The sequence below is a fragment of the Faecalicatena contorta genome (genome assembly GCF_003149105.1).
Lineage (GTDB): Bacteria > Bacillota > Clostridia > Lachnospirales > Lachnospiraceae > Muricomes > Muricomes contortus_C.
Genome location: NZ_QGDS01000029.1, coordinates 1 through 23,134 on the forward strand (window position 1 = coordinate 1; position 23,134 = coordinate 23,134).

At 42.7% G+C, this 23,134-nt stretch carries 24 protein-coding genes; 17 read left to right on the forward strand and 7 right to left on the reverse strand.

Annotated features, from left to right (window positions below; all coding sequences use genetic code 11):
* The first annotated feature begins 109 nt into the window (after nucleotides 1-109).
* Nucleotides 110-1,306, forward strand: a complete 1,197-nt coding sequence (locus A8805_RS21585; protein WP_109714649.1) for an IS256 family transposase — start codon at nucleotides 110-112, stop codon at nucleotides 1,304-1,306.
* A 100-nt stretch (nucleotides 1,307-1,406) separates the two neighbouring features.
* Here A8805_RS21585 and A8805_RS21590 read toward each other — a convergent pair whose 3' ends face one another.
* The 4 genes from A8805_RS21590 to A8805_RS21605 all read right to left on the reverse strand — a co-directional run bounded on the left by A8805_RS21590 (nucleotide 1,407) and on the right by A8805_RS21605 (nucleotide 4,265).
* Nucleotides 1,407-2,039, reverse strand: coding sequence for a hypothetical protein (locus A8805_RS21590; protein ID WP_109714776.1), 633 nt, complete (start codon nucleotides 2,037-2,039; stop codon nucleotides 1,407-1,409).
* Between the two features lie 2 nt (nucleotides 2,040-2,041).
* Complete coding sequence (locus A8805_RS21595) at nucleotides 2,042-2,497, reverse strand: hypothetical protein (RefSeq protein WP_109714777.1); 456 nt, start codon at nucleotides 2,495-2,497, stop codon at nucleotides 2,042-2,044.
* Complete coding sequence (locus A8805_RS21600) at nucleotides 2,481-3,704, reverse strand: SPFH domain-containing protein (protein WP_109714778.1); 1,224 nt, start codon at nucleotides 3,702-3,704, stop codon at nucleotides 2,481-2,483. Before A8805_RS21600 ends, A8805_RS21595 begins: the two co-directional genes overlap by 17 nt.
* 243 nt (nucleotides 3,705-3,947) lie before the next feature.
* Entirely contained in the window at nucleotides 3,948-4,265 is a 318-nt protein-coding gene (locus A8805_RS21605) for a winged helix-turn-helix transcriptional regulator (RefSeq protein WP_109714779.1), read from the reverse strand.
* A 123-nt stretch (nucleotides 4,266-4,388) separates the two neighbouring features.
* On the opposite strand from A8805_RS21605, the gene A8805_RS21610 reads away from it, so the two are divergent.
* The 13 genes from A8805_RS21610 (at nucleotide 4,389) to A8805_RS21670 (ending at nucleotide 17,066) form a co-directional block, all read left to right on the forward strand.
* A complete protein-coding gene (locus A8805_RS21610; protein WP_109714780.1) occupies nucleotides 4,389-4,931 on the forward strand; it encodes a nitroreductase family protein in 543 nt (180 codons plus the stop codon).
* 190 nt (nucleotides 4,932-5,121) lie between these two features.
* Nucleotides 5,122-5,574, forward strand: a complete 453-nt coding sequence (locus A8805_RS21615; protein ID WP_109714781.1) for an immunoglobulin-like domain-containing protein — start codon at nucleotides 5,122-5,124, stop codon at nucleotides 5,572-5,574.
* Nucleotides 5,575-5,716: 142 nt separating this feature from the next.
* Entirely contained in the window at nucleotides 5,717-6,280 is a 564-nt protein-coding gene (ahpC, locus tag A8805_RS21620; RefSeq protein ID WP_109714782.1) for an alkyl hydroperoxide reductase subunit C, read from the forward strand.
* A 321-nt stretch (nucleotides 6,281-6,601) separates the two neighbouring features.
* Nucleotides 6,602-7,945, forward strand: a complete 1,344-nt coding sequence (locus A8805_RS21625) for a fucose isomerase (RefSeq protein WP_109714783.1) — start codon at nucleotides 6,602-6,604, stop codon at nucleotides 7,943-7,945.
* A 91-nt stretch (nucleotides 7,946-8,036) separates the two neighbouring features.
* Nucleotides 8,037-9,179 (forward strand): glycerol dehydrogenase, encoded by a 1,143-nt coding sequence (locus tag A8805_RS21630; protein WP_109714784.1) that lies wholly within the window; start codon nucleotides 8,037-8,039, stop codon nucleotides 9,177-9,179.
* Complete coding sequence (gene dhaK / locus A8805_RS21635) at nucleotides 9,176-10,939, forward strand: dihydroxyacetone kinase subunit DhaK (RefSeq protein WP_109714785.1); 1,764 nt, start codon at nucleotides 9,176-9,178, stop codon at nucleotides 10,937-10,939. The genes A8805_RS21630 and dhaK overlap by 4 nt, the downstream gene beginning before the upstream one ends.
* A 25-nt stretch (nucleotides 10,940-10,964) precedes the next feature.
* Nucleotides 10,965-12,086: an iron-containing alcohol dehydrogenase family protein gene (locus tag A8805_RS21640; protein WP_109714786.1), complete on the forward strand. Its 1,122-nt coding sequence runs from the start codon at nucleotides 10,965-10,967 to the stop codon at nucleotides 12,084-12,086.
* Nucleotides 12,087-12,097: 11 nt separating this feature from the next.
* Nucleotides 12,098-12,925: a transketolase gene (locus A8805_RS21645; protein ID WP_109714787.1), complete on the forward strand. Its 828-nt coding sequence runs from the start codon at nucleotides 12,098-12,100 to the stop codon at nucleotides 12,923-12,925.
* Nucleotides 12,922-13,881: a transketolase family protein gene (locus A8805_RS21650; RefSeq protein WP_109714788.1), complete on the forward strand. Its 960-nt coding sequence runs from the start codon at nucleotides 12,922-12,924 to the stop codon at nucleotides 13,879-13,881. The genes A8805_RS21645 and A8805_RS21650 overlap by 4 nt, the downstream gene beginning before the upstream one ends.
* Complete coding sequence (locus tag A8805_RS21655; protein ID WP_109714789.1) at nucleotides 13,878-14,357, forward strand: RpiB/LacA/LacB family sugar-phosphate isomerase; 480 nt, start codon at nucleotides 13,878-13,880, stop codon at nucleotides 14,355-14,357. Before A8805_RS21650 ends, A8805_RS21655 begins: the two co-directional genes overlap by 4 nt.
* A gap of 12 nt (nucleotides 14,358-14,369) precedes the next feature.
* Complete coding sequence (locus A8805_RS21660) at nucleotides 14,370-15,047, forward strand: transaldolase family protein (protein WP_109714790.1); 678 nt, start codon at nucleotides 14,370-14,372, stop codon at nucleotides 15,045-15,047.
* A 12-nt stretch (nucleotides 15,048-15,059) separates the two neighbouring features.
* Complete coding sequence (locus tag A8805_RS21665) at nucleotides 15,060-16,124, forward strand: transaldolase family protein (RefSeq protein ID WP_109714791.1); 1,065 nt, start codon at nucleotides 15,060-15,062, stop codon at nucleotides 16,122-16,124.
* A 27-nt stretch (nucleotides 16,125-16,151) separates the two neighbouring features.
* A complete protein-coding gene (locus A8805_RS21670; RefSeq protein WP_109714792.1) occupies nucleotides 16,152-17,066 on the forward strand; it encodes a DMT family transporter in 915 nt (304 codons plus the stop codon).
* A gap of 131 nt (nucleotides 17,067-17,197) precedes the next feature.
* Here the strand turns inward: A8805_RS21670 and A8805_RS21675 are convergent, their stop codons facing one another.
* Together A8805_RS21675 and A8805_RS21680 are read right to left on the reverse strand one after the other, a co-directional pair.
* Nucleotides 17,198-18,457 (reverse strand): ROK family transcriptional regulator, encoded by a 1,260-nt coding sequence (locus A8805_RS21675; protein WP_109714793.1) that lies wholly within the window; start codon nucleotides 18,455-18,457, stop codon nucleotides 17,198-17,200.
* A gap of 15 nt (nucleotides 18,458-18,472) precedes the next feature.
* Nucleotides 18,473-19,138: a DUF4867 family protein gene (locus tag A8805_RS21680; protein ID WP_109714794.1), complete on the reverse strand. Its 666-nt coding sequence runs from the start codon at nucleotides 19,136-19,138 to the stop codon at nucleotides 18,473-18,475.
* A 532-nt stretch (nucleotides 19,139-19,670) separates the two neighbouring features.
* On the opposite strand from A8805_RS21680, the gene A8805_RS21685 reads away from it, so the two are divergent.
* The 3 genes from A8805_RS21685 (at nucleotide 19,671) to A8805_RS21695 (ending at nucleotide 22,763) form a co-directional block, all read left to right on the forward strand.
* A complete protein-coding gene (locus A8805_RS21685) occupies nucleotides 19,671-20,969 on the forward strand; it encodes an ABC transporter substrate-binding protein (protein WP_109714795.1) in 1,299 nt (432 codons plus the stop codon).
* 66 nt (nucleotides 20,970-21,035) lie between these two features.
* Complete coding sequence (locus tag A8805_RS21690) at nucleotides 21,036-21,914, forward strand: carbohydrate ABC transporter permease (protein WP_207657743.1); 879 nt, start codon at nucleotides 21,036-21,038, stop codon at nucleotides 21,912-21,914.
* Nucleotides 21,915-21,926: 12 nt separating this feature from the next.
* Nucleotides 21,927-22,763, forward strand: a complete 837-nt coding sequence (locus tag A8805_RS21695; protein WP_109714797.1) for a carbohydrate ABC transporter permease — start codon at nucleotides 21,927-21,929, stop codon at nucleotides 22,761-22,763.
* Between the two features lie 148 nt (nucleotides 22,764-22,911).
* Here A8805_RS21695 and A8805_RS21700 read toward each other — a convergent pair.
* The coding region (locus A8805_RS21700) for a transposase (RefSeq protein ID WP_146199463.1) at nucleotides 22,912-23,134 on the reverse strand (223 nt) is incomplete at its 5' end.

Below are 23,134 nucleotides of genomic sequence, written 5' to 3' on the forward strand. Positions count from 1 at the left end.
GATAACGTATAATTAATTTCGCAAATTCAATTTCATAAAAATAGACATGGTCTATAGCCGTTTGGTAGAATTAAGTTACCACACAAAATTTTTCCAAGGAGGCTAAACCATGTCTGATAACATTATACAACTAAACGAGGATCTTATAAAGAATGACTTAAAAAATCTTGTGCGCAATAGCGTCGAAGAAACACTGAATGCCCTGCTTGACAAAGAGGCAGATGATTTAGTAAATGCTCAAAAATATGAGCGTTCTCCTGAGCGCCAGGGATATCGTTCCGGCCATTATAAGCGAAACTTCCAAACAACTTCTGGCGAAGTGGAACTTAAGATGCCGAAACTCAAAGGTGTTCCTTTTGAGACTGCAATTATTGAACGATATCGCCGAAGGGAATCTTCGGTGGAGGAAGCCCTCATCGAGATGTATTTGGCCGGTGTTTCTGTTCGACGTGTGGAAGATATTACCGAGGCGCTTTGGGGAACCAAAGTCTCCCCCGGCACTATCAGCAACCTAAACAAAAAAGCTTATGAGCACATCGAAACATGGCGTACCCGTCCACTAACGGGTGAATATCCTTACGTTTATGTGGATGGTGTTTTTCTAAAACGCAGCTGGGGTGGTGAAATTCAAAACGTCTCCATCCTGATCGCTATCGGTGTTGGCAAAGACGGATGCCGTGAAATCATCGGTGCTGCCGAGGGTATGAAAGAGGATAAGGAGAGCTGGCGTTCCTTCTTTGTAAGTCTAAAAGAACGCGGGCTTTGCGGCGTACGATTGATTATTGGTGACCGTAACCTGGGCATGTTTGAAACGATTCCGGAAGTCTTTCCAGATGCCCGTTATCAGCGTTGTATCGTTCATTTTTATCGGAACATTTTCTCAGTGACACCACGGAAGAAAATGAAAGCAGTATCCATGATGTTAAAAGCTATTCATGCTCAAGAAGGCAAAGATGCTGCCAGAGAAAAAGCTGCGCAAGTGGCTTTAAAATTCCGGGAAATGAAACTGCTCAAGGCTGCCGAAAAGCTGGAGGCCGGCATTGAGGAAACCCTGACTTATATGGATTTTCCAACGCAGCATTGGACCCGGATTCGGACCAACAATACAATCGAACGGCTCAACCGTGAAATCAAACGCCGTACTAAGGCTATCGGAGCATTTCCTGATGGCCAGAGTGCATTAATGCTTGTATGCGCTAGACTGCGTCATGTAGCCGGAACCCAATGGGGCATCCGCCGCTATATGAATATGGATCATCTTATCAATCCTGGTAATAATCTGCTGTCTGATGACATAGCCGGTTAACCAGCGACTGCTAAACGGCAGGAATTAAATTTGCGAAATAATCTTGACACTATCCATGTAACTTAACGGAGATATATGTTTTTCCTTTATATCGCAAATATTAGGCGCTTATCGGTGTGCTGCAATATTCGCATTCCGAGACCCTTCCAACAACAACAACATTATTTGCGCCGCAACCAGGGCAGCGGGCAGCTTTTGTCTGGGGAGCAGTCTGATCGGTGTACATTCCTTGAGTGTACGTTGCCGGCTCTTGCTCTTGCTGCTTCAAAACAATTTCACGGTTGCTCTGATGTATATAAGCATCCTTTAAATAGCCTATATCTATCATATCCTGCAAATCTTTTGCAACAACATCGTATGGCAATCCGACAATGGAGGCAATATTGTCTATACTTCGAATATTTTGATTTACAACTGTATCTATGTATTTTTTGTACTTCACTGCGGTTTTTTTCGTTTTTGAAACTTTGAGTAAAAGCAAAACACCACCTGTAACAAAAGCAAGGACAAGCATCAACCCAAACGCGTCAGGAGTATCAGAAAGTTCCACAAAAAAGCCCATGACACCAAAAGCGATTAACCCCCATCCAATAACAGGAAGTTTACCTGTTTTTCCGCTCATTAACGCTGAATGGTCAGTTGCCAGTTTTCTAATCAATAAAAACAAACCTACAGGCCAGAAAACAATAAGCCAAAAAATAATCCAACCCCATTTTGTTCCCTTCTTTTCCATCGTTAAAACCCTCCTCTTTTTGGTTTATCATATTCCCCATTTTGTAAATTTTCATGAGTTTTTGCATTGCTATCATGTATATGACCCGATACGTTCATAATCACTATAGTAATAATAAAGAACAAGGCGTTTATCGCGATCTGAAGAAGAATGAACCTACCCAAATACTCTACAAAGGATTTCGTAAACAAAATGCTGATAATAACCGCAATTTCATAAACCCAAACGGCACCACTCAATCCAGATGTAAAAGAAACATTATCTTTGTTTCTCTTTGGAGCAACAAGAGTAAGCATGGTAACTAAAGAAACCACAAGGGAAAATAACAGTGAGCCAAATGCCCATAAATTTAGTGCGGCTTTTTCAATTTCCAACAGGAAGAAGCCTGCAATGACGACCACAATAGCAATAGTAAAAATACTGATAGTTGTTAAAGTACTCTTACGAATTATTGTCATCACCTACTTTCTTTCCGCATTCTGGGCAGAATTTCAAGTTGTCTTCTAGTTCACTACCGCACGACGAACATTTCTTCATTAAAGAATTGCCGCAATTAGGACAGAATTTTTTCGTATCGTCAACAGCTTCGCCACACTTTGGACAAGTTTTTATTAAACTGTTTCCGCATTGCCCGCAAAACTTTAATCCGCTGCTATTGCCTGCACCGCATTTGGGGCAAATAATTTGATTTTGAGTAACTCTAGTGTCCCTGCCGCAAAACGGGCAGAAATTATATTCAGAACCGATTTGCTTATGACAATGTGGGCATTCCTCGCTTTGATTAGTGTTGATGTTTTTTCCCATTTCGCCAAATGCTCCCCCGAAGTTACCGCCTAATCCAAATCCCATTCCAAGGCCTAATCCCGCCCCCATAATCGATGCTGAACCAGAGCCTTCGTTTGTCGCGGCGCCTTCCAATGTATCAAAGGAGCGTTCCTGTGTATAAGAATATCCGATAATATCCATCTCAGCTTTTTTGGCAAGAGCTTCTTTCAATTTGATTACAGCAGTATCATCTTCTGGAATACTAATGTCATTAACATAGAAATTCACCAATTCAATTCCGAAATCGGAAAAAGACGGCAAAATACTTTCTTTCAATGCTTCTGATATCTCGTTGATATATGCGTTTATCTCCAATGCCGATATTTTTCTCTTGATGAGATAACCGGATATATGATCTTTAACTTTGGTTAAATAAACACCTCTAAAATATTTTATTAGATCGGCAGATGTAAATGTAGACATTGTTCCTACAAGTTTCTGCAGGAATAACTTGGAGTCTGAGATTTTAATGCCGAATTGCCCAAAAGCCCTAAGCGGCACAAATATATTGTATTTTGGGTCTTGCAATTGAATAGGTGTAGGTGTTCCCCATTTAACATCAAGAGAATTGCCCTTGTTTATATACCAAATTTCTGCGGTAAACGGCGAACGCCCTCCGAATGGTAGATTTATAATATTATTCAAGATGGGAATGTTTGCGGTATCCAAGGTGTGGCGTCCCGGGCCAAACCAGTCTAACGCCTGCCCCCCTTTATATAATATCGCTTCTTGTGATTCATTTACGATTAGCTGTGTCCATGTGCCAAGCTCTGAATTTGGGAATTTCCAGGCAAACACATCGGGTGAGCCATCATACTTTACTACTTCAATAACTGCCATTATTGCACCGCCTTTATGTAAATTGTCAAAAAGAGTACCTTATGACTATCTCTTAATTCCATAATTATACATCAGATACTGCCACAAAACAAGGCGCTTTTCTATATTCTCAGCGCATCGGCGGCGGTAAAACATTCTTTGTAACGTGCGGCCAGATGGACAGACTTTTGCAAAAAGATATAGTTGTATGTCTACTTTTCTTTTTGATATTTATCCTCGAAAATCAGAATAGTAGAATTTTTCTTATGATTCCTGGCATTCGTTATATACTTTTGTCCCCCAATCGCCCAGCATCTTTAAGGCTGGATGAATGGCTTTCCCCAGTTCAGTCAGCGAATACTCTACGCGTGGAGGAACCTCGTTATACTGCTCTCTAATAATAAGTTTATTTTGTTCCAATTCCCCAAGGGACTTTGAGAGCATAAAGCTCGAAATACCGGCCAATCTTCTTTGAAGCTCATTAAAGCGAATCATATCCTGCTGATTTAATTCCCATAAGATTTGCAGTTTCCATTTTCCGCTTACTACTGTAAAAGCATATTTAACAGGACAATCCTCCATGTCATACCCTCCTATACTTATATTTTTATTACTTGCTTATATTAATTTCCGTACTTGTCTTTATATAATTGTTAAAATATAATTGTAACCAGTACAAATAAAAAAGTAAAGGTGGTATTTTATATGAACACATTAGAAGCAATCGGTGCCAGAAAAAGCACGCGCAGCTATCAGCAAAAGCCTGTAGAAGAAGATAAAATCGAGCAATTACTCATTGCGGCAAATAATGCACCCAAAGCTGGCGTGCTGCATATTTCTGTTGTGGAAAATCAAGAAGTCTTGAAATGCATTAATGATTTGGCGCTGAAAGGCATGAAAAATTCCGGCAACGACTTTATGGTAAGCCGCGCGTCCCTTGACGGTTATCAGCCATTGTATAGCGCTCCTGTTTTATTTGTATTTTCTATGCCGGAAGGTGCTCCCTATCGCGAAGCAACTGCTTCCTGTGCGGCAACCAGTCTTATCATTGCCGCTACAGAGCTTGAGCTTGGTTCCTGCTATGTAGTGACACCTCTGCTGGGAATAGGATCTTCCCCCAAACTTCGCAAGGAGATTGGCATTCCTGAAGATTTTACTCCGGTTTGCTGCGCCATTGTTGGCTATGCAGATGGCAATGCTTTTGAAGCGCCGAAATCTCAATCAAAAAATGTGAATTATTGCAGATAATCAAAATATCGTGGTTTGGCACTTAAAGAGAAAGGGGCTATTGCAAAAGGCAGATAAATCTACCTGGGCAGCAGCTCCATTTTCATGCCTAAGAACAGAAAAGAATAAATGCACTTAAAAAGAAATATTATAATGAAGAATAGTAATATTGCTTGGAATTTGCCAAATATAAAAAATAAAGGAGCCAAAAATGAAAAAAATTATAGGCGTTATTGTTATAATGGTTTTTATGCTGACCATGGCGGCCTGTGCGCAGAAACTTGATATCGACAACCTTTCTCTTTCTGAATATGGCGAGCTGAAAGATGCAGGCATTGTAATGCGCATTACGGACAAAAGGGTAACCACAGAAACAGAGTCGGTGATGATTGAGTACATCAATAATAAGGATACCGAGGTCTTGTTCGGCGAAGAGCCACATCTGGAAATCATGAGAAAGGGGAAATGGTACGTTGTGCCTGCCAAGGAGGATGCGGCGTGGATAGATATCGCCTATATGCTGCCGCCGAACGGGAGCGATAAAAAGGAGTTTGCACTGAAATTCTATTATGAGAACCTAAACCTGGGACATTATCGAATCGTCAAAACGTTTTTCGCGGACAGTGGCAATGTGGTCGCAGCCGCTGAGTTTGACATACAATAAAATCTTCTGAGAGGATTTTAATTTATCAACTGCATAAAATGATAAAAGTTATTATTATTAAATGTTGACATGCTTTGCAGATGCTGGTATACTTTAAAAAGAAAGTTAGATATGGCTAACTATAAGAACAGGAGGTGTTATAATGTCACTTATTAATAAAGAAATTAACGATTTTTCTGTACAGGCATATGCGGAAAAGGAGTTTAGGACAGTTACAAAAGAGGATGTGCTTGGAAAATGGGGTGTATTTTTCTTTTACCCGGCGGATTTTACTTTTGTGTGCCCGACAGAGTTAGAAGATTTGGCAGATAAATATGAGGAATTCAAAGAGATTGGATGTGAAATCTACAGCGTGTCCTGTGACAGTCACTTCGTACACAAAGCATGGTATGATGCGTCTAAAACGATTCAGAAGATTCATTTTCCAATGCTTGCGGACCCTACAGGAGCATTGGCAAAAGAATTTGATGTATTTATTGAAGCGGATGGCATGGCTGAACGTGGAAGCTTTATTGTAAATCCGGAAGGCAAAATTGTTGCATATGAAGTTACTGCCGGAAATGTTGGCAGGAATGCGGACGAGCTATTTCGACGGGTGCAGGCGTCTCAGTTTGTTGCTGAACATGGAGATCAGGTATGCCCGGCCAGATGGAAACCAGGTGCAAAGACTCTGAAGCCAGGCCTGGATCTTGTTGGACAGATTTAATATATACAAAGGAAAACTCAAGAGTGAGTAATTTGTTTTAAAAAGAAAAGTAAATAATGAGGGGCTCTCTGTCTATGGCAGAGGGCCTTTTGCTATGAAAGCCTTATAAAAGATAAGACTTAAACGCAAGGTAAAGAGCATTTTTACCATGTTAAATACTCATTTAATTAAAACAAATAATTAAATGAGTATTGACTTTGAATTAACAGTGGTTTATTATAAACTTATACTAGAATAAATAATAAATTAAAATAAGAAAGCCTTTTTTATTTAACCATATAATTAAAATGGTTAATTAAAGTGAGGGAATGAGGTGTATTTATGAATCGTGAGTTTGAGGTTGCTTATGTACCGATAGGTGTTCCCACCTTCCATCTTGAAAGCGCTCACGCGGAATTTGAGAAGTCCTGTCAATTGCTGAAAGACATAATGAGCGAGGCGAAATGTCCTGAGAAGATGTTGCTTTCGATTGAAGACTTGGGTGAATATCTGGATCAAATCAATCCAGACCTGCTGGTGGTGCAGAATATTACATTTGCTAATTCAGCTTATATCAGTGAGGTTTTAAAGCGTTTTGATTGTCCGCTGCTTTTATGGACACTCAGGGAGCCTGTAATTGACGGAGGACGGCTCCGCCTGAATTCTCTTACAGGTGCTTATTCTGCAGGTAATGCCATGATGTATATGAGAAATAGCAATTTTGAATATATCTTTGGCAGTACGGAAGAAAAAAGAGTAAAAGACAAGATATCTGCGGTAATCAGAGCAGGAGAACTGAAGAAAAAGCTAAAAGGCCTGAAGTTGGCGTCGGTAGGACATACACCCCAGGGATTTGGGTTTGGAAGAGCCATGGATATTGAGATGCTGAAGACATTTGGCGTGACATTGGAATCTATTGAGGCAAGGGAATTGATTGACGTTGCAAAAGCGTATACAGAAGAGTCCTGCGATGATTATCTTGAGGAGACTGCTTCTCATACCGTGGAATTTGAAAAAACGCCCAGGAAGAATCAGATAGACCATTCCAGGCTGTATAGGGCATATAAGGAATATGTTACAAAGAACCAGATCGGGGCATTATCTTCCAGATGCTGGCCGGATTTTTTTACGGCATATGGAACCCCTGTATGTACTGTGCTGGCTATGTTGAATGATATGGGCGTGGCGGCAAGCTGTGAGGCAGATTCCTATGGAGCACTTTCCATGTATATGGGAATGCAGCTTACGGGTTCCCCGGTATTTTTTGGAGACCCGGTATCTCTTGATGAGGAAGAGAACACCATAACCTATTGGCATTGCGGAACAGCAGCATGTTCACTGGCAAGACAGCCGGAAGGTGCTCAGGTTGGTGTTCATCCCAACCGCAAGATCGGACCTGCTATGGATTTTGGGTGCAAAGCTATGGACGAGGTTACTATATTCCGGATTGGGAAAAAAGCAGACGGAGGATTCCGTTTCTTCCTGGCCGGGGGCGAGGCATTAGATAAACCGAAACAGTTCACCGGTACCTCTATCGTCGTACAGACGGAACAATCGGCGCTGGAAGTTGTGAACCATTCAGTAGAGGCTGGATGGGAGCCACATTTTGTGGTGATTTATGGTGATGTACGGGAAGAACTTTCTGCACTGGCACGTATGCTGGATATTGAAGTGGCTTTATATTAACTAACGTTCAGAGTTTGAGGGATTACTCTCAGGACTCCAAAAACAGATGGTAATTTAATAAAAATAAATAATAAAAAGGAGGATTTTGGGTATGCGTAAGGCGTTTATTTGTCCGACAAAATATGTTCAGGGGGAAGATGAAATCTTGAATTTAGGGTATTTCATCCAGACATTTGGAAAATCTGCACTATTGATTGCACATCCGGATGATGTAATGCGGGTGAAGGAAAAGCTGGATGCCACAGCGGAGAAATTTGAAGTAACATTTGTGGAAAGCGGATTCCAGGGAGAATGCTCCAGACAGGAAGTTGCCAGACTCCAGGAACTGTCAAAGGAAAAACAATGCAGTTGTACAATTGGCCTGGGCGGAGGAAAGGCGATTGATACTGCAAAATGTGTAGCACAGGGAGATGCGCTGATTATTGTTCCGACAATAGCCGCTACGGATGCGCCGACCAGCCATTCCGCAGTACTGTACACACCGGAAGGTGCATTTGATGATTATGCGTATTTTAAGCAGAGTCCCAGTGTGATTCTGATTGATACTACTATAATCGCAAAAGCGCCGACCCGGTTCCTGGTTTCAGGTATGGGAGATGCTTTATCTACATATTTCGAGGCAAGAGCTACTGCAGCCTCCTACAGCAAAGTAAATGCAGGTCTTCCCTGCGGCGTGAGAGAAGGGGTATGCCCGCCGGCAGTGGGAACCAATACTGCGTTGGCACTGGCTAAGTTGTGCTATCAGACTTTGCTGGCTGATGGAAGAAAGGCAAAAACAGCCAGTGAATGTAAGCAGGTGACAAAGTCTCTGGAAAATATTATTGAAGCTAATATCCTTCTCTCCGGCCTTGGATTTGAGAGTGCAGGTTTAGGCAGCGCTCATGCAGTTCACGACGGACTGACTATTCTGGAAGGTACACATAAATACTTTCATGGAGAGAAGGTTGCCTTTGGAACGATTGTACAGTTGGTTCTGGAAAATGCTCCTCAGGAGGAGCTGAATACTGTGCTGGACTTCTGTCTGGATATTGGACTTCCGGTGTGTCTGGCAGACATTGGCGTGGACAGGATTTCCGATGAAGAACTGCAGGCGGTGGCAGAAAAGTCCTGCATCCCGGAAGAATCTATCCATGCAATGCCTTTCCCTGTGGGTCCGGCAGATGTTGCCGCGGCAATTGTTGCTGCAGATAAGATTGGAGCAGATTATAAGCGGGCGAGAGGTGAAAAGGAATGAAGAAAATAATCAATAAACCGGAAACAGTGGTAATTGAGATGTGCAGCGGAATTGCTATGGCGCATCCTGAATTAGAGTTTTTGGCAAAATATAGAGTTATAAAGAAAAAAGGAATTAACAAGAATAAGGTTACCTTGATTAGCGGCGGCGGATGTGGTCATGAGCCTGCGCATGCAGGATTTGTGGGGAGAGGAATGCTGGATGCGGCTGTTTGTGGGGATGTATTTGCGTCCCCGTCTCAAATTCAGGTATATCAGGCAATCAAGGAGACAGCAAGTGATAAAGGGACTCTGCTGGTTATCAAAAACTACAGTGGGGATATGATGAACTTTAAGAATGCTGCATATTTGGCTGAAGAGGATGGGATTACGGTTGATTATGTCCGGGTAGATGATGATATTGCCGTGAAAGACAGCCTCTATACTGTAGGCAGAAGAGGCGTGGCCGGAACGGTTATGGTACATAAAATTGCGGGAGCTGCGGCCGAGGCTGGTATGGAGCTTGCACAGGTTAAGGAGATTGCAGAGAAGGTCATTTCCAATGTACGCAGTATTGGGTTTGCCCTGACTTCTTGTACTGTACCGGCAAAAGGAACGCCAACCTTTGACATCGGTGAAGGTGAGATGGAATATGGCGTGGGAATTCATGGAGAACCGGGAATCCAGAGAGAATCGATTCAGACAGCAGACGAACTGGCAAAACGGATGGCAGAGGCACTTTTGGAAGATATGAAGGCCAAAGAGGGGGATTCTGTAGCTGTCATGGTCAATGGCTTTGGCGGAAGTCCCATGCAGGAATTATATTTGATGAATCATTCTGTTTGCAGGGAGCTGCATGAGAAGAAGATAAGAGTGAAGAGAATTTTTGTTGGCAATTATATGACCAGTATTGATATGGCGGGAGCCTCTGTCTCTATTTTGAAGTTGGATGAGCAACTGGAGGAACTGTTATCTGCTCCCTGCCAGACACCTGCATTCCATGTAGATGGACCTGTGGAAGAAATGGAGTATATTGATGCAGCCGGTGACAGTGAAGAAGCGAAGGATGTTTCTTATGAGGTCCAGACGGATGAGGCTTTTGCGGTAATAAAAGGAGAAACAGTGACACTGGATAATTTGGTTTACATTGTGGACCAGATGAGTGATTGCATTATCCGAAATGAAGTGCCCTTCTGTGAACTTGATTCCCATGCCGGAGACGGTGATTTTGGTATGAGTGTGGCAAAGGGATTCAAGCAGTTAAAGCGGGAATGGAATGAAATTCAGAAAAAGAACTTAAAGGATATCGGCAGCTTCCTGCTTGAGTGTTCTATGGTTGTTATGGAATATTGCGGCGGTGCATCCGGCCCAATCTGGGGTTCGGCATTTAGGGCAGCAGGAAAATATGCCCAGGAAAAAGAAGTGCTTACGGCTAAAGAATTTGCAGAGATGCTGCAGGCAGCCGTAGAAGGAATACAGAAGACAGGAGAACGCTCCTTTGGACGTGGTGCGGTAGTGGGGGATAAGACATTGATTGATGCGCTGGTGCCCTGTGCAGATGCATGGTTAGATTGTGCCCAAAAAGGTCAGTCCTTGCAGGATATTTTTAGAACAGGAGCGAAAGCGGCCGTAGAAGGTGCGGAAAAAACGGAGCAGATTGTAGCCCGTATGGGACGTGCGGGTACGGTTGGAGAGAGAAGTATTGGCTATCCGGATGCCGGTGCTCATGCATTGGGAGTCATTTTTACCGAAATTGAGGGAGCTATGAAGTTTGAAAAATAAATATTAGAAGAAGGAGTGAGCAGTTATGAACCAGAGTTTTAAATATTGTATGCCCACACAGATTTGCTTTCATGCGGGTGCAGCCAAAGAAGTTGCGTCATTTATAAAAGGGAATAATGTACTGATCGTTTCTGACCCGTTTTTATACAAGAATGGACTGGCAGAGCAGATAGGTGCTGCTATGGAAGGGAAAAAGGTTGCTTATTTCAGTGAAGTAGAGCCTAATCCTTCCTGTGAGAGTGTGGATAAGGCAGCGGCCCAGGCCCGGGAAATCAATGCAGACTGTGTCATTGGCCTAGGGGGTGGAAGTGCTATGGATGTGAGTAAGATTGTGTCATGCCTGGTAGAAAATGAAGGAAGTATTTATGACTATTATTCTGGAGGAACCAGAGTGCTTAAAGAAAGAAATACCTCCCTCATTTGTATTCCCACAACTGCGGGAACGGGAAGTGAAGTGACCAATGTAGGTGTGTTCACAAACCGGAAAGCTGGGATTAAGATGCCTATGGTAAATGATTTGTTCTGGGCTGATGTAGCTGTTATTGACCCGGAGCTGACCTATACACTGCCGCCGGCAATTACAGCTTCTACCGGAATGGATGCTTTCTGTCATGCTATTGAGGCATACTGGAATAAAGACAGCCAGCCAATCTGCGATATGCTGGGTATGGGAGCCATGAAGCTGATTTTAGAAAATATCAAAACTGCGTATGACGAACCTGACAATAAAGAGGCGCGCGGGGCAATGGTTATGGCGAGTCTGATTGCTGGTATTGCATTCAGCCAGACAAGGACCACAGGAATCCATGCCATTAGTTTCCCTCTTACAACAGAATATGGTGCAAGCCATGGGATAGCGTGTTCCATTACTCTTCCTGCATTTATCAAAATTAGTGTGGAACAGGCCAGGGAGAAAATGGAAACTCTGGCAGCTTATCTGGGATGTGCTTCAGTAGAAGAACTGTCGGTGAGGGTAGAGGAACTGATGAAGAGTATGGATATGCCGGTAAGACTGAGCCAGCTCGGTGTAAAAGAAGATGATCTGGATCATATTACTGAGGTTGGCCTTGGAGCAGCAATTATACAGCTTACACCGGCTGTAATGAATAAGGATACTGTACATGAATTATTGCAGTCAATTTTGTAGGGGGTGACGGAATGTACGATATTCCTATGATAGAGGAGAAAGCACTGGAAGTCAGAAAGCTTACGATAGAGATGATAGGCAGGCTTGGTGTGGGACACATCGGCGGTGCACTCTCTCTTAGTGAAATTATAGCGTCTCTGTATTTCGGTGTAATGAATATAGATCCTCAGAATTCAAAGAAAGCGGACAGAGACAGATTAGTGCTTTCAAAAGGCCACGGCGGTCCGGCTCTTTATGCGGCACTGGCATTAAAAGAATTTATTCCCATGGAAGAGTTAAAGACATTAAATCAGCCGGGGACCCGTCTCCCCAGTCATTGTGATATGAAACTGACCAATGGTATTGACATGACCACTGGTTCCTTAGGTCAGGGATTTTCTGCGGCTCTTGGCATGGCAGCAGCGGCAAAAATAGATAAAAACCCATGTTACATCTATACCATAATCGGAGACGGGGAAAGCCAGGAAGGCCAGATATGGGAAGGTGCGCTGTTAGGCGGCAGCAAAAGGCTTGATAATGTAATTGCATTTGTAGATTACAACAAGATGCAGATTGACGGCTATACAGAAGAGGTAAATGGGCTTGAGCCGCTGGATAAAAAGTGGGAAGCTTTTAACTGGCATGTGCAGACTGTGGATGGACATGACGTGGAGGCTATACTTAAGGCAATTGAAGAAGCTAAGAAGATGAAGGGGAAACCCTCTATGATTATTCTCAATACCATTAAAGGTAAAGGTGGATATTTCTGCGAGAACCTTGTGACATGTCACAACATGCCTATTGATGAGGATACATGGAAAAAGGCTGTGGATTTGTTGGAAAGGGGGAGGCTTAAATGATAAAGGAAGATAGATGGCTGAGAGAGACATATGTGGATTTGTTGATGGAGTATGCCGGTAAAGATGAGCGTATTGCAATCGTGGAGGCAGACCTGGCCCGGGCAGCAGGTACGCTTCGGTTTCAGGAAACATTTCCTGAGAGAACTGTGGATGTAGGTGTAGCCGAAGCGAATATGATTGGTGTGGCAGCAGGCATGTCTGCTATGGGGAAGATTCCTTTTACCCATACATTTACTCCTTTTGCTACAAGAAGAGTCTGTGACCAGGTAACCTTATCCGTAGCATACGCGGGGCTGAATGTAAAGTGCGTTGGCAGTGACCCTGGTGTAACAGCGGAATTGAACGGCGGAACCCACATGAGTATGGAGGATGTGGCGATTATGCGTAATATTCCTGGAATGATTGTATTTGAGCCTACAGATTCCGAGCAGCTTAAAAAAGCATTTCCACAGATTATGGAACACTACGGGCCGGTTTACATCCGCCTCCTTAGAAGAAATGCTGTGAAAATTTTTGATGAGAACTGCGAGTTCCGGCTGGGCAAGGGAATTGTCCTGAAAGAAGGCAGGGATGTGAGTATTTTTGCAAGTGGTATTATGACGGCGGAAGCACTGGAGGCGGCTGAGATTTTGAAGGAAGAGGGTATTGATGCGGAAATTATCAATATCCATACCATCAAGCCTCTGGACGAGGAGCTTGTCATCCAAAGTGCAAGAAAAACAGGAGCTGTTATTACGGCAGAAAACGGCAGTATTATCAACGGGCTTGGTGCAGCGGTTGCTGAGTGTCTGGGAGAAAATTGTCCCACCATTATGAAACGGGTAGGTGTCCGGGATCATTTCGGAGAAGTAGGGTTCACGGATTATTTACAGGAGAAGTATGGATTGAAAGCAAGGAATATAGCAGAGGCTGCAAGAGAGGTTACAGGGTTGAAGAAAGCGGAGGTGAGCAGGTGAAAAAGATAATTATAGGTTCTGACAAGTCAGGCTACAGTCTGAAGGAGACATTAAAAACACATCTGACAGAGCAGGGATTTGAAGTAATAGACGGAGGAACAACGGATGAAAACGAACCAAAGCCGTACTTTGTGGTAGCAGAGGCTGTTGGAAAGCGTATATCAGATGGGGAATTTGAACGTGGAATCTTGATTTGCGGAACAGGTATGGGAATGTCAATTGTAGCAAATAAATATCCTGGTGTCTACGCGGCTGTCTGCGAGAATACATATGCAGCCGAAAAAGCCAGGGCCATCAATGATGCCAATGTTCTGACTATGGGGGGCTGGATTACCGGAGAATTTGCAGGATGTGCAATTGCAGACGTATTTCTGAAGACTGCTTTTACGGAAAATCTGGAGGATTGGCGGGCAAAAAACCTCCATGTGGCAAGAGAAAAGGTGAAGGAAATAGAAAAGAAAATCTATAACCAATAGGGGGAAAGAAATATGAAGTATTTTCTGGACAGTGCAAAACTGGATGAAATCAAATATGCATATGAAAATTTTGGAATTGATGGAGTGACAACTAATCCAAAGCACATTAAAATGAGCGGAAAACCGTTTATGCAGGTTGTAAAAGAAGTGTCAGCATGGCTGAAAGAGGCAGGGCTTGAAGGGATGGATAAATTTCCTGTATCCTTTGAGATTAATCCTCATTTGGATAAGTGGGAAGAGATTGTTGCTGCAGCAAAAGAGGTGGCATCATATTCTCCTAACTATGTAATTAAGATTCCATGCTGTGAACAGGGTCTGATTGCGGCTAAAAAACTGGAGGAAGAAGGAATACGGACCAATGTGACACTGGTGTTTTCCGCATCCCAGGCAATTCCGGTTGCGAAACTGGGCGCAAAGTTTGTATCACCATTTGTAGGGTGGAAGGAAAACAGCGGAGATACGTCGGAGTACATTTACGATATTATCGATATATACCGTGAATACGGTTATGAAACTGAAATTATCGTAGCGGCAGTGCGTAATGGAAGACAAATCGGTGATTTTGCTAAGATGGGGGCAGATATTGTGACCTGTGGTTTGGGGGTCTACAAGGAGAGCTTTGAACATCCATTTACTACTTATGGGTTACAGGTGTTCCGCGATGCATGGGATGGAACGGCAAAGGAATAGGGAGGCGGTAAAATGAGTGAATTTTTAGGAAAGCTTCATGAGTGTGCGGTAAAATTTCCACAAACCCATATTTGGATGGATTCTTGTGGAGAAGAAGAGTTGAATTACGGGCTGAAGCGCGGAATTGTAAGTGCCACCAGCAATCCGATTATTGTGGGAAGTGTTGTTAAAAATGAGTTGAATATCTGGGAGAAAAGGATTAAGGAGCTGGTTTTAGAACTTCCTGAGGCTACGGAAGATGAGATTACATGGGAATTGCTTCATGAGATTGGAGCACTCCGATCAAAAAAACTCCTGCCCCTGTTTGAAGAGTCAAAAGGTAAACTGGGACGTCTATCCATACAAACCAATGCAAAGTACTACCGGAATGCGGGGGAAATGCTGGAGCAGGCGATTCAGTTAAATTCTCTGGCACCTAATATGCAGGTGAAGATGCCGGCAAGTGCCGCGGGAATCCAAGCCATGGAGGAAGCTACTTACCGTGGAATCAGTATCAATGCTACGGTTTCTTTTACAGTGGCACAGGCAGTTGCGGTTGCAGAGGCTGTAGAACGGGGATTGAAACGCAGGGAGTTGTCAGGTCTGGAATGGGAGAACATGGCTCCCGTATGCACAATCATGATTGGGCGTACGGACGACTGGATGAAAGAGTATGTGAACCAGACAGGTATGGTGGTGGAACCGGAGTGCCTTGAGTGGGCAGGCGTTGCTGTAATTAAGGAAGCATACCGGATTTATAATGAAAGAGGCTACAGGACACGTCTGCTGTCTGCTGCAAACCGGAATGTATATCATTGGAGTGAGCTGATTGGAGGGGATTTGGACCAGACAATCAACTATAGTTGGCATAAACGGCTGAATTCCTGTGGTACAGAAGTGGTAAGCAGAATTGACCATCCGGTAGAACCTCACTTTATAAGTGAGCTTGAAAAAATATCTGAATTTGGAAAGTCTATAAAGGAAGATGGTATGTCACCTCATGAATTCGAGAAGTATGGTGGTTTCCGATCTACAATTACTACATTCATTACTGGGTATAACGATTTGTGTGCACTAATCCGCAGATATATGATTTGATTTTGACTGGGAGAGGAGAGACTGGATATGAAGATTAGGCAAACAACGCCTTTGCTTCTTCTGGCGCTGATCTGGGGATGCTATTTTGTGACAAGCCAAAAGGCTGTCGAGGGCATGTCCGTATTCTCAGTGGGAGTTGTGGTACGTTTTATCACACTATTGTTATTGACGACTATTATGTGGAGGAAGGGGCAGCTGGGACTGCTCCTGAAAACACACGGAGTCTTAAAACGTTTACTGCTGATTGGCTGTCTTGGTTTTGCTCTGGATTTGACAGCCTTTATCGGCTTAACTCTGTCACCGGCAGGGAGCGGCACTGCGCTGCTGAAATGTGATATTCTATTTGTTAATTTAATTTCGGTTCTGATTTACAAGGAGAGGTTTACAAAGAGAGACTGGATGTACACCCTCGTTATGCTGTTTGGAGTACTTATGGTAATGGGGATTAATCCGCTGCATTTTCGATTCAGCGGAGCGGGGGATATTTTCTTTATCCTCAGCGCGTTGTTTGTATCTATCAATGCATTTGTCATAAAAAGCGTCCAATTAGATAAGAAAAATCCTACGGAGGATAATGTGGTTGCTTTTTATAACAATATCGTAACGATGCTGCTATTTACAATTGCGTCTCTTGCCCTGGAAACCTTTGGACAGATTTTTGAACTGGGGGAGCATAAAAACACTCTCCTTGCAGTTCTCCTGGCAGGTGTAGGGCAGACTTTAATCTATGTGGTTTACTACTATAATCTGAGACGGTTCCCTGTCTGGATTGTAAAAGTTTTCCTGCTGTTAATGCCGATTGTGTCTACAGTTGTAAGCTTTCTGCTGTTTGGACAGCTTATGTCCGGAAATCAGTATGCCGGTATGGTAGTAGTTCTTTTGGGCGCATTCGGCGTTTTGATTGAGCAGAAGAGGAAAAGTGAACTGGAGGCTGCAGCTTAAAAGGGATGCGAAAAGAGGATGACAAAAGAGGGACAGTCCCTTTTGAAAAGGGACTGTCCCCTTTGCCCTTCTTTTTTAATATAAATAGTACGATTCTCTAAATGAATTATTCTTCCTTCAAATCCTAAGGTTTAAGCCAGGCCTTCCCCATCCGGTCTGGAATCTGTGTGGAGGGGGAGGGGAACTCCTCCGTTTTCGAAGAAGCTGTTGATAATTGTTGTGAGGGGGCCAAAGGTTTCCAGGCGAAGATTAAAGTGACTGAAACGCACCCGTTCTGCAACTGAGAAATTATCTAAAGCATCTACCAGTACCTGTTTGAATTTTGGAACTTCGAAAAGTTCTCCATAAAGTATGAGGCGGTATGGATCAAACAGGGAAAGAGTGTTCTGTATTGCCAGGGAAAGGTAGGTTACGACTCTTTCCACAACGGACACTACAGGCCGCTCTTGAGCACTGTAAGACTGCATCACGTACTGCATGGTGAGGTTTTCCGGGTTTCCCTGGGTAAGTTCATACAAAAGCGGCGTATTCTGCGGAGACATCAGATTGCTGATGGTTTTTTCTATTGCGGCATAGCTTATGATAGTCTCAAGGCATCCCCGGTTTCCACAGATGCAGGGCTCTCCGTTAATATCCATGATCATATGCCCCAATTCCACTGGAACATAATCATAAATACTGGAAGAATTCCGGGAGTGGTTCCGGGCACCTCCAATACCAGGACCATACTTGATAAACAGTGAGTTGGACGGATGCTTTGTTTTGGAAAGATAACTTTCTCCATTGGCAGCAGCACAAATGTTATTGGTAACAATCACCGGATATCCCAGCTTAGATTCAATGTAGTCCCTGACAGGTACATGCTCTTCCCAAGTATGGTAAGAATTAATGCTGACTCCGGTAACAGGGTCTACAATACCATTAATACTTACACCGATACCCAGGAGACGGTATTTGCGGAAAACATCATAATTTTTCAGGTTTTCTTCTATAATATTACAGAGTTTATCAAGAATTTCTGCAGACTGGTTATGGCAGTCTGCAGTATGCGTGGTCTCTCTGAAAATAACAGTGCTGTTCATATCGGCACATTGTATATGCAGGCGGTGAGGACTTACATAGACGCCGATTGCCGCATACTTGCTGGTGTTAAGGCTTAAATACACCTCTTTACGGCCTTTATGGTTGCTGGTTTGCTCCGGGTAATCTTCACTTATCAGCCCTTCTTCCAGAAGATCCGAAGTAATAAGAGTAATGGCAGCAGGGGTAAGCCCCAGAATGCCGGCAATCTCTTTTCGGGATAGTCTGTCCTTTTGATATATTAAGTTCAGGATTGAACTTCGGTTATTTCTTTTTACATCAATCATGTTAATGCCATTGATTCGGGGCATCAAAACCACCTCCATCTAATAAAAAATAGGAATATTCGCTCCCTGTATACCGGCACATGCTCCCTTAGAAGCAGGAATACTGTCGGGATGAGCAATCAGCCATTTATTCTGCATCCATAGCAGTTCATCTTCCTCGCAGCCGGGGGCCGGAAGTGGGGAAAGGGCGGAATTGGTTCCTTTTATAAGTACGATAATACTTTTATAACCGGCATCGCAGACCTTGCAAGGAGCAAAATGCAGGGTGGTCCCATACAGCTCGCATGCTGTTCCTGCCGGAACATAAAAGGCTTCAACTTTAGAAGAATGTAGAGTGTTATTTTGGATGCTGCGGACATCGGACAACAGCAGCACCAGATCAGTAACTGCCAAATCAATTTCAGAGCACTTATGATATTCCAGGGCATTCAGTTTGTCGCTGTTGCCATTGCAGTATCCAATCTGGATATCTGTATGACCATAAAAGCGGCTGGACAGTTCGGCAGCAGTGGAAGTTGCCATCATTTCGTCATCACATGCAACGTAGCAGTTGCCTTCAGCCGGGATCTCCCGCTTCTTCATAACTTCTATGCAGGGAACAAAATCGAAACCGGATAGAATCTTGCCATATTTTTGAAAAGCCGGAGATGATAATTCTTGAATCTGAATGTGTGGATTACGTGTTTTCAGCACATCTAAAAGCATGTAAAAACCTCCTAAATAATAATATAATTATATCGTTTAAAAATAAGCCGGAACTAAGCTGTAATATGGTATGATTGTATCATAATAAACCAGATAACACAAGGACAGAAACCAGCTGAAACACCAGGAAAACCAGAATGTGGGAATAAATAATTAACAAACTTAATCAAATAAAATTGTATAAAAGTTATAAAATTCTAAAAAATGAAAATACCAACTTTACTTTCGGTGAAAAACAGTGTATAGTAGGCAATATAAGAGAAAAAACAAGTAAAAGTGCACAAAAGATTGATATCCCTATTTAACATATACCTAGTTTTATTCAACATAACAACGAAAAATGGAATAATAATTAAAAGTATTAAGCAAAAAATTTGTCGGGAAATAGAGAAATGAAATCTTGAAAACATGAAAAAACAATGAAAAGTCAAATGGATATTGGAAAAGTTCGTCTATTTAATTAAAAGTCTTAAGAAAGAGAGGCTAAATTATTCAGGTAGTAAAATTTTTTATAATAAAAGGAGGAAGAAAGATGAAAATGAAAAAAGTTTTGAGTGTACTGTTAAGCACTGCAATGGCGGTAAGCCTGGCAGCAGGATGCGGGAATTCCGCCAAAGAAGAAGGTTCTTCGGCTGACAGTTCAAAGGGAGCCGACGCATCGGATATTTCAGGTGAGGTTACATTTGTCAGCGGCAATGACCAGACAGGTGCGCTGGATGAAATGATTGCAGCATTCAATGAGGAATATCCAAATGTAACCATTGACCATCAGTTACTGCCCGGTAATAGTGATGATGTGAAGAAAAGTCTCATGACATCCCTTGCTGCCGGAGATTCAGAACCGGATGTATTTGAATGTGACATTATCTGGGTTTCCCAGTTTGCGGCTGCCGGATGGCTGCTTGATGTGACAGATAAGCTGGAGGCAAAAGCAGATGAGTATCTGGCAGGGCCATTGTCCACCTGCTATTTTGGAGATAAAGCATATGCATATCCGAACTACACAGACGTAGGTCTTCTATACTATAGAAGTGACCTGATTGATACACCACCGGCAACATGGGATGAACTCGTAGAGATGAGCAAAGAACATATTGGTAAAGATGGAATTGATTATGGGTACATATTCCAAATGTTCCAGGGTGAGCCAACTTCCTGTAATATGCTGGAGTTTATTAAACAGAACGGCGGAACTGATTTAGTGGACGGTAAGTTTGCTATGAACAACAGTAACACCATTGAGTCATTAGAATTTGTAAATAGTCTGATTGATGATGGAATCTCCCCGGAAGGAGTCCTTTCCCACAAACCCGATGATTCAAGAGCAATCTTTGAAGAAGGCAAGGCTTTGTTTATGCGTAACTGGACTTATGCCTATGCGAATGCAAATGCGGATACCAGTAAAGTAAAAGGTAATGTAGGGGTAACGGCGCTTCCGGTAGGACCAAGCGGCGCAGAATCTTCAGGAACTCTGGGCGGCTGGAACTTTGCAATTAATGCCAACACAGAAAATGAGGCTGCATCGGTTGCATTTGCTGAATTTATGTCCAGTTATGATGCACAGAAGATTTCTACCATGGTGCGCTCCACATTCCCGACGGCTGCAAAAGTATATGAAGATAAGGATGTACTGACTGACAAGCCATATCTGGCGGATGTGAAAAGTGCGGCAGATAATGCAAAACCAAGACCTCAGGTTAGAGATTATTCTGCAATCTCTTCTGTGTTCCAGGTGTATTTCCATAAGGCACTGACCAAAGAGCTGGGATATGAAGACGCTATGGAGCAGATGGATACAGAGCTGAATGCCGCCTTGGAAAAAATGAAATAAAAACCCTGAATAGTCACAGGGAAGGATTTAGGGGGAATGTGCAAAATGAAAACTGGCATAAAAAAAATGTCTAGGGAGAAGCGGGATAATATTATCGGCTACTCTTTGATTGCTCCATCATTGATTCTATTGATCGCAATTGGTATCGTACCGATTCTGATTACGGTCTCCTACAGCTTTCAATACAGGGTCTTGACTGATCCTTTGAACACTCATTTTGTAGGCTTCGAAAATTACATAACATTGTTTAAGAGTGAAACATTTTTAGAAGTTTTGAGAAACACTGCAGTATTTACGGTATTATCCATGGTATTTCAGTTGGCAGTCGGATTTGCCGGAGCACTTCTGATGAACGGTGCAAAGAGATTTGTAGGGATTATCAGAACGGCAGTACTGATTCCGTGGGCCATTCCGGGAATTATTATTGCATATATGTTTTCCTTTATGTTCAACGATCAGCTTGGTGTAATGAATCAGTTGTTTCAGACAGCGAATATTATCAGTTCACCTGTAGCGTGGCTTACGGACAGGACCTGGGCTATGGTGGTGGTAGTGCTGGCGGATACATGGAAACAGTTTCCGTATATAGCGCTGATGTTACTTGCCGGTTTGCAGACAATTCCAAAAGAGCTTTATGAATCAGCAGCGGTAGACGGTGCAGGCAGAATCAGCAAATTCTTCCGGATTACGCTTCCGAACCTGAAAGGCGTTATTTTAATCATATTATTGTTTAGAACCATGGGGGCAATCCGTATCTTTGATATCATCTTTGGTATTACAGGCGGAGGGCCTGCCAACTCTACCGCTACACTGCTTTATCAGGCATACAAATACCTGTTTGGTGACATGAACTTCGGGCTTGGGTCGGCATTATCCACCATTATTACAATCCTGATTTTAGCTTGCAGCATTATATACATTAAAGTTTTAAAGACGGACGACTAGGGGAGGGAAAAAATGACAGATAAGAAGAGTTTACCACAGAAAATACTGGGTGTCATTGGATTGGTAGTGTTTCTTATTATGGTGATTTTCCCCTTTTACTGGTTGATTATCACTTCCATCAAAAACCCGGCAGATGTCAGCCTGATGCCTACCGAGTTATGGCCGTCCAGATTTTCACTTGAATTTTATGAAAATGTATTTGTGAATCATCATTTGCAGACCTATTTGCTCAACAGTGTGATTGTTGCATTAGGAGCCATGTTTACAACGATTGTTGTTGGATTTCCGGCAGCATATGCATTCGTGAGAATTAATTTTAAATTTAAGAAATTTATGCAAAATTTCATTTTAGTTGCAAATATGTTTCCGATTATTGCAATTGTAACTCCGATGTTCATTATTTTTAGAAACCTACATTTGATTAACACGCGGCTGGGATTGATTATACCAAGCGTTATCACAACACTTCCAATGGCAATTTGGACGCTGATTGCCTTTATCAAGACACTTCCGTATGACTTGGAAGAGGCGGCGCAGATTGATGGCTGTAACCGGGTACAATCTGTATTTAGGATTATACTGCCCCTTACGGCACCGGGCATCTTTACCACTGCTATTATCGCATTTATTACGGCATGGAATGAATTCATGTTTGCATTAGTTCTGGTGACAAAGGATGCGAGAAGGACAGTTCCAGTGGCAATCTCCATGTTTCCCGGGCAATTCACCGTACCGTGGGGAGATATGGCAGCGGCATCTGTAGTAGCAACGGTTCCAATTGTAATCGTAGTATTAATCTGCCAGAAGAAGATTGTATCTGGTCTTACATCGGGGGCTGTAAAAGGGTAGACGCGTTCAAAAATATTAAGGAGACCAACTATGAATAGTCAATAGGAAATTAAAAAGTTTTTAATAAAGTTTTGAACTAAAAAAGTGTATAGGAAATAAAGCATCATATAGATGCTCTTTGAAAATTAAAAATAGTTAATAGGTAGGACTAGGCTAAATTAAACTCAACATTATCAGTCATCATTTTATGGATGACGCGAACAAGCTTATGAGCAACATGACCTAAGGCATTGTAATGGCGACGCCCCTGAGAAATCTTTAAATCATAATAGTCTTTAAAGGTTTGATTTACTAAGGTGGCTTGCCAAGCAGCATTTATGAGTGCATATCGCAGTAGCTTTGAACCGCGTTTAGACATTCGGGTTCGATCA

What these genes read in the sequence shown, in the direction of transcription:
- A8805_RS21585 (WP_109714649.1), top strand. Translation starts at nt 110, where the DNA reads ATGTCTGATAACATTATACAACTAAACGAGGATCTTATAAAGAATGAC.
- A8805_RS21590 (WP_109714776.1), bottom strand. Translation starts at nt 2,039, where the DNA reads ATGGAAAAGAAGGGAACAAAATGGGGTTGGATTATTTTTTGGCTTATT.
- A8805_RS21595 (WP_109714777.1), bottom strand. Translation starts at nt 2,497, where the DNA reads ATGACAATAATTCGTAAGAGTACTTTAACAACTATCAGTATTTTTACT.
- A8805_RS21600 (WP_109714778.1), bottom strand. Translation starts at nt 3,704, where the DNA reads ATGGCAGTTATTGAAGTAGTAAAGTATGATGGCTCACCCGATGTGTTT.
- A8805_RS21605 (WP_109714779.1), bottom strand. Translation starts at nt 4,265, where the DNA reads ATGGAGGATTGTCCTGTTAAATATGCTTTTACAGTAGTAAGCGGAAAA.
- A8805_RS21610 (WP_109714780.1), top strand. Translation starts at nt 4,389, where the DNA reads ATGAACACATTAGAAGCAATCGGTGCCAGAAAAAGCACGCGCAGCTAT.
- A8805_RS21615 (WP_109714781.1), top strand. Translation starts at nt 5,122, where the DNA reads ATGAAAAAAATTATAGGCGTTATTGTTATAATGGTTTTTATGCTGACC.
- ahpC (WP_109714782.1), top strand. Translation starts at nt 5,717, where the DNA reads ATGTCACTTATTAATAAAGAAATTAACGATTTTTCTGTACAGGCATAT.
- A8805_RS21625 (WP_109714783.1), top strand. Translation starts at nt 6,602, where the DNA reads ATGAATCGTGAGTTTGAGGTTGCTTATGTACCGATAGGTGTTCCCACC.
- A8805_RS21630 (WP_109714784.1), top strand. Translation starts at nt 8,037, where the DNA reads ATGCGTAAGGCGTTTATTTGTCCGACAAAATATGTTCAGGGGGAAGAT.
- dhaK (WP_109714785.1), top strand. Translation starts at nt 9,176, where the DNA reads ATGAAGAAAATAATCAATAAACCGGAAACAGTGGTAATTGAGATGTGC.
- A8805_RS21640 (WP_109714786.1), top strand. Translation starts at nt 10,965, where the DNA reads ATGAACCAGAGTTTTAAATATTGTATGCCCACACAGATTTGCTTTCAT.
- A8805_RS21645 (WP_109714787.1), top strand. Translation starts at nt 12,098, where the DNA reads ATGTACGATATTCCTATGATAGAGGAGAAAGCACTGGAAGTCAGAAAG.
- A8805_RS21650 (WP_109714788.1), top strand. Translation starts at nt 12,922, where the DNA reads ATGATAAAGGAAGATAGATGGCTGAGAGAGACATATGTGGATTTGTTG.
- A8805_RS21660 (WP_109714790.1), top strand. Translation starts at nt 14,370, where the DNA reads ATGAAGTATTTTCTGGACAGTGCAAAACTGGATGAAATCAAATATGCA.
- A8805_RS21665 (WP_109714791.1), top strand. Translation starts at nt 15,060, where the DNA reads ATGAGTGAATTTTTAGGAAAGCTTCATGAGTGTGCGGTAAAATTTCCA.
- A8805_RS21670 (WP_109714792.1), top strand. Translation starts at nt 16,152, where the DNA reads ATGAAGATTAGGCAAACAACGCCTTTGCTTCTTCTGGCGCTGATCTGG.
- A8805_RS21675 (WP_109714793.1), bottom strand. Translation starts at nt 18,457, where the DNA reads ATGCCCCGAATCAATGGCATTAACATGATTGATGTAAAAAGAAATAAC.
- A8805_RS21680 (WP_109714794.1), bottom strand. Translation starts at nt 19,138, where the DNA reads ATGCTTTTAGATGTGCTGAAAACACGTAATCCACACATTCAGATTCAA.
- A8805_RS21685 (WP_109714795.1), top strand. Translation starts at nt 19,671, where the DNA reads ATGAAAATGAAAAAAGTTTTGAGTGTACTGTTAAGCACTGCAATGGCG.
- A8805_RS21690 (WP_207657743.1), top strand. Translation starts at nt 21,036, where the DNA reads ATGTCTAGGGAGAAGCGGGATAATATTATCGGCTACTCTTTGATTGCT.
- A8805_RS21695 (WP_109714797.1), top strand. Translation starts at nt 21,927, where the DNA reads ATGACAGATAAGAAGAGTTTACCACAGAAAATACTGGGTGTCATTGGA.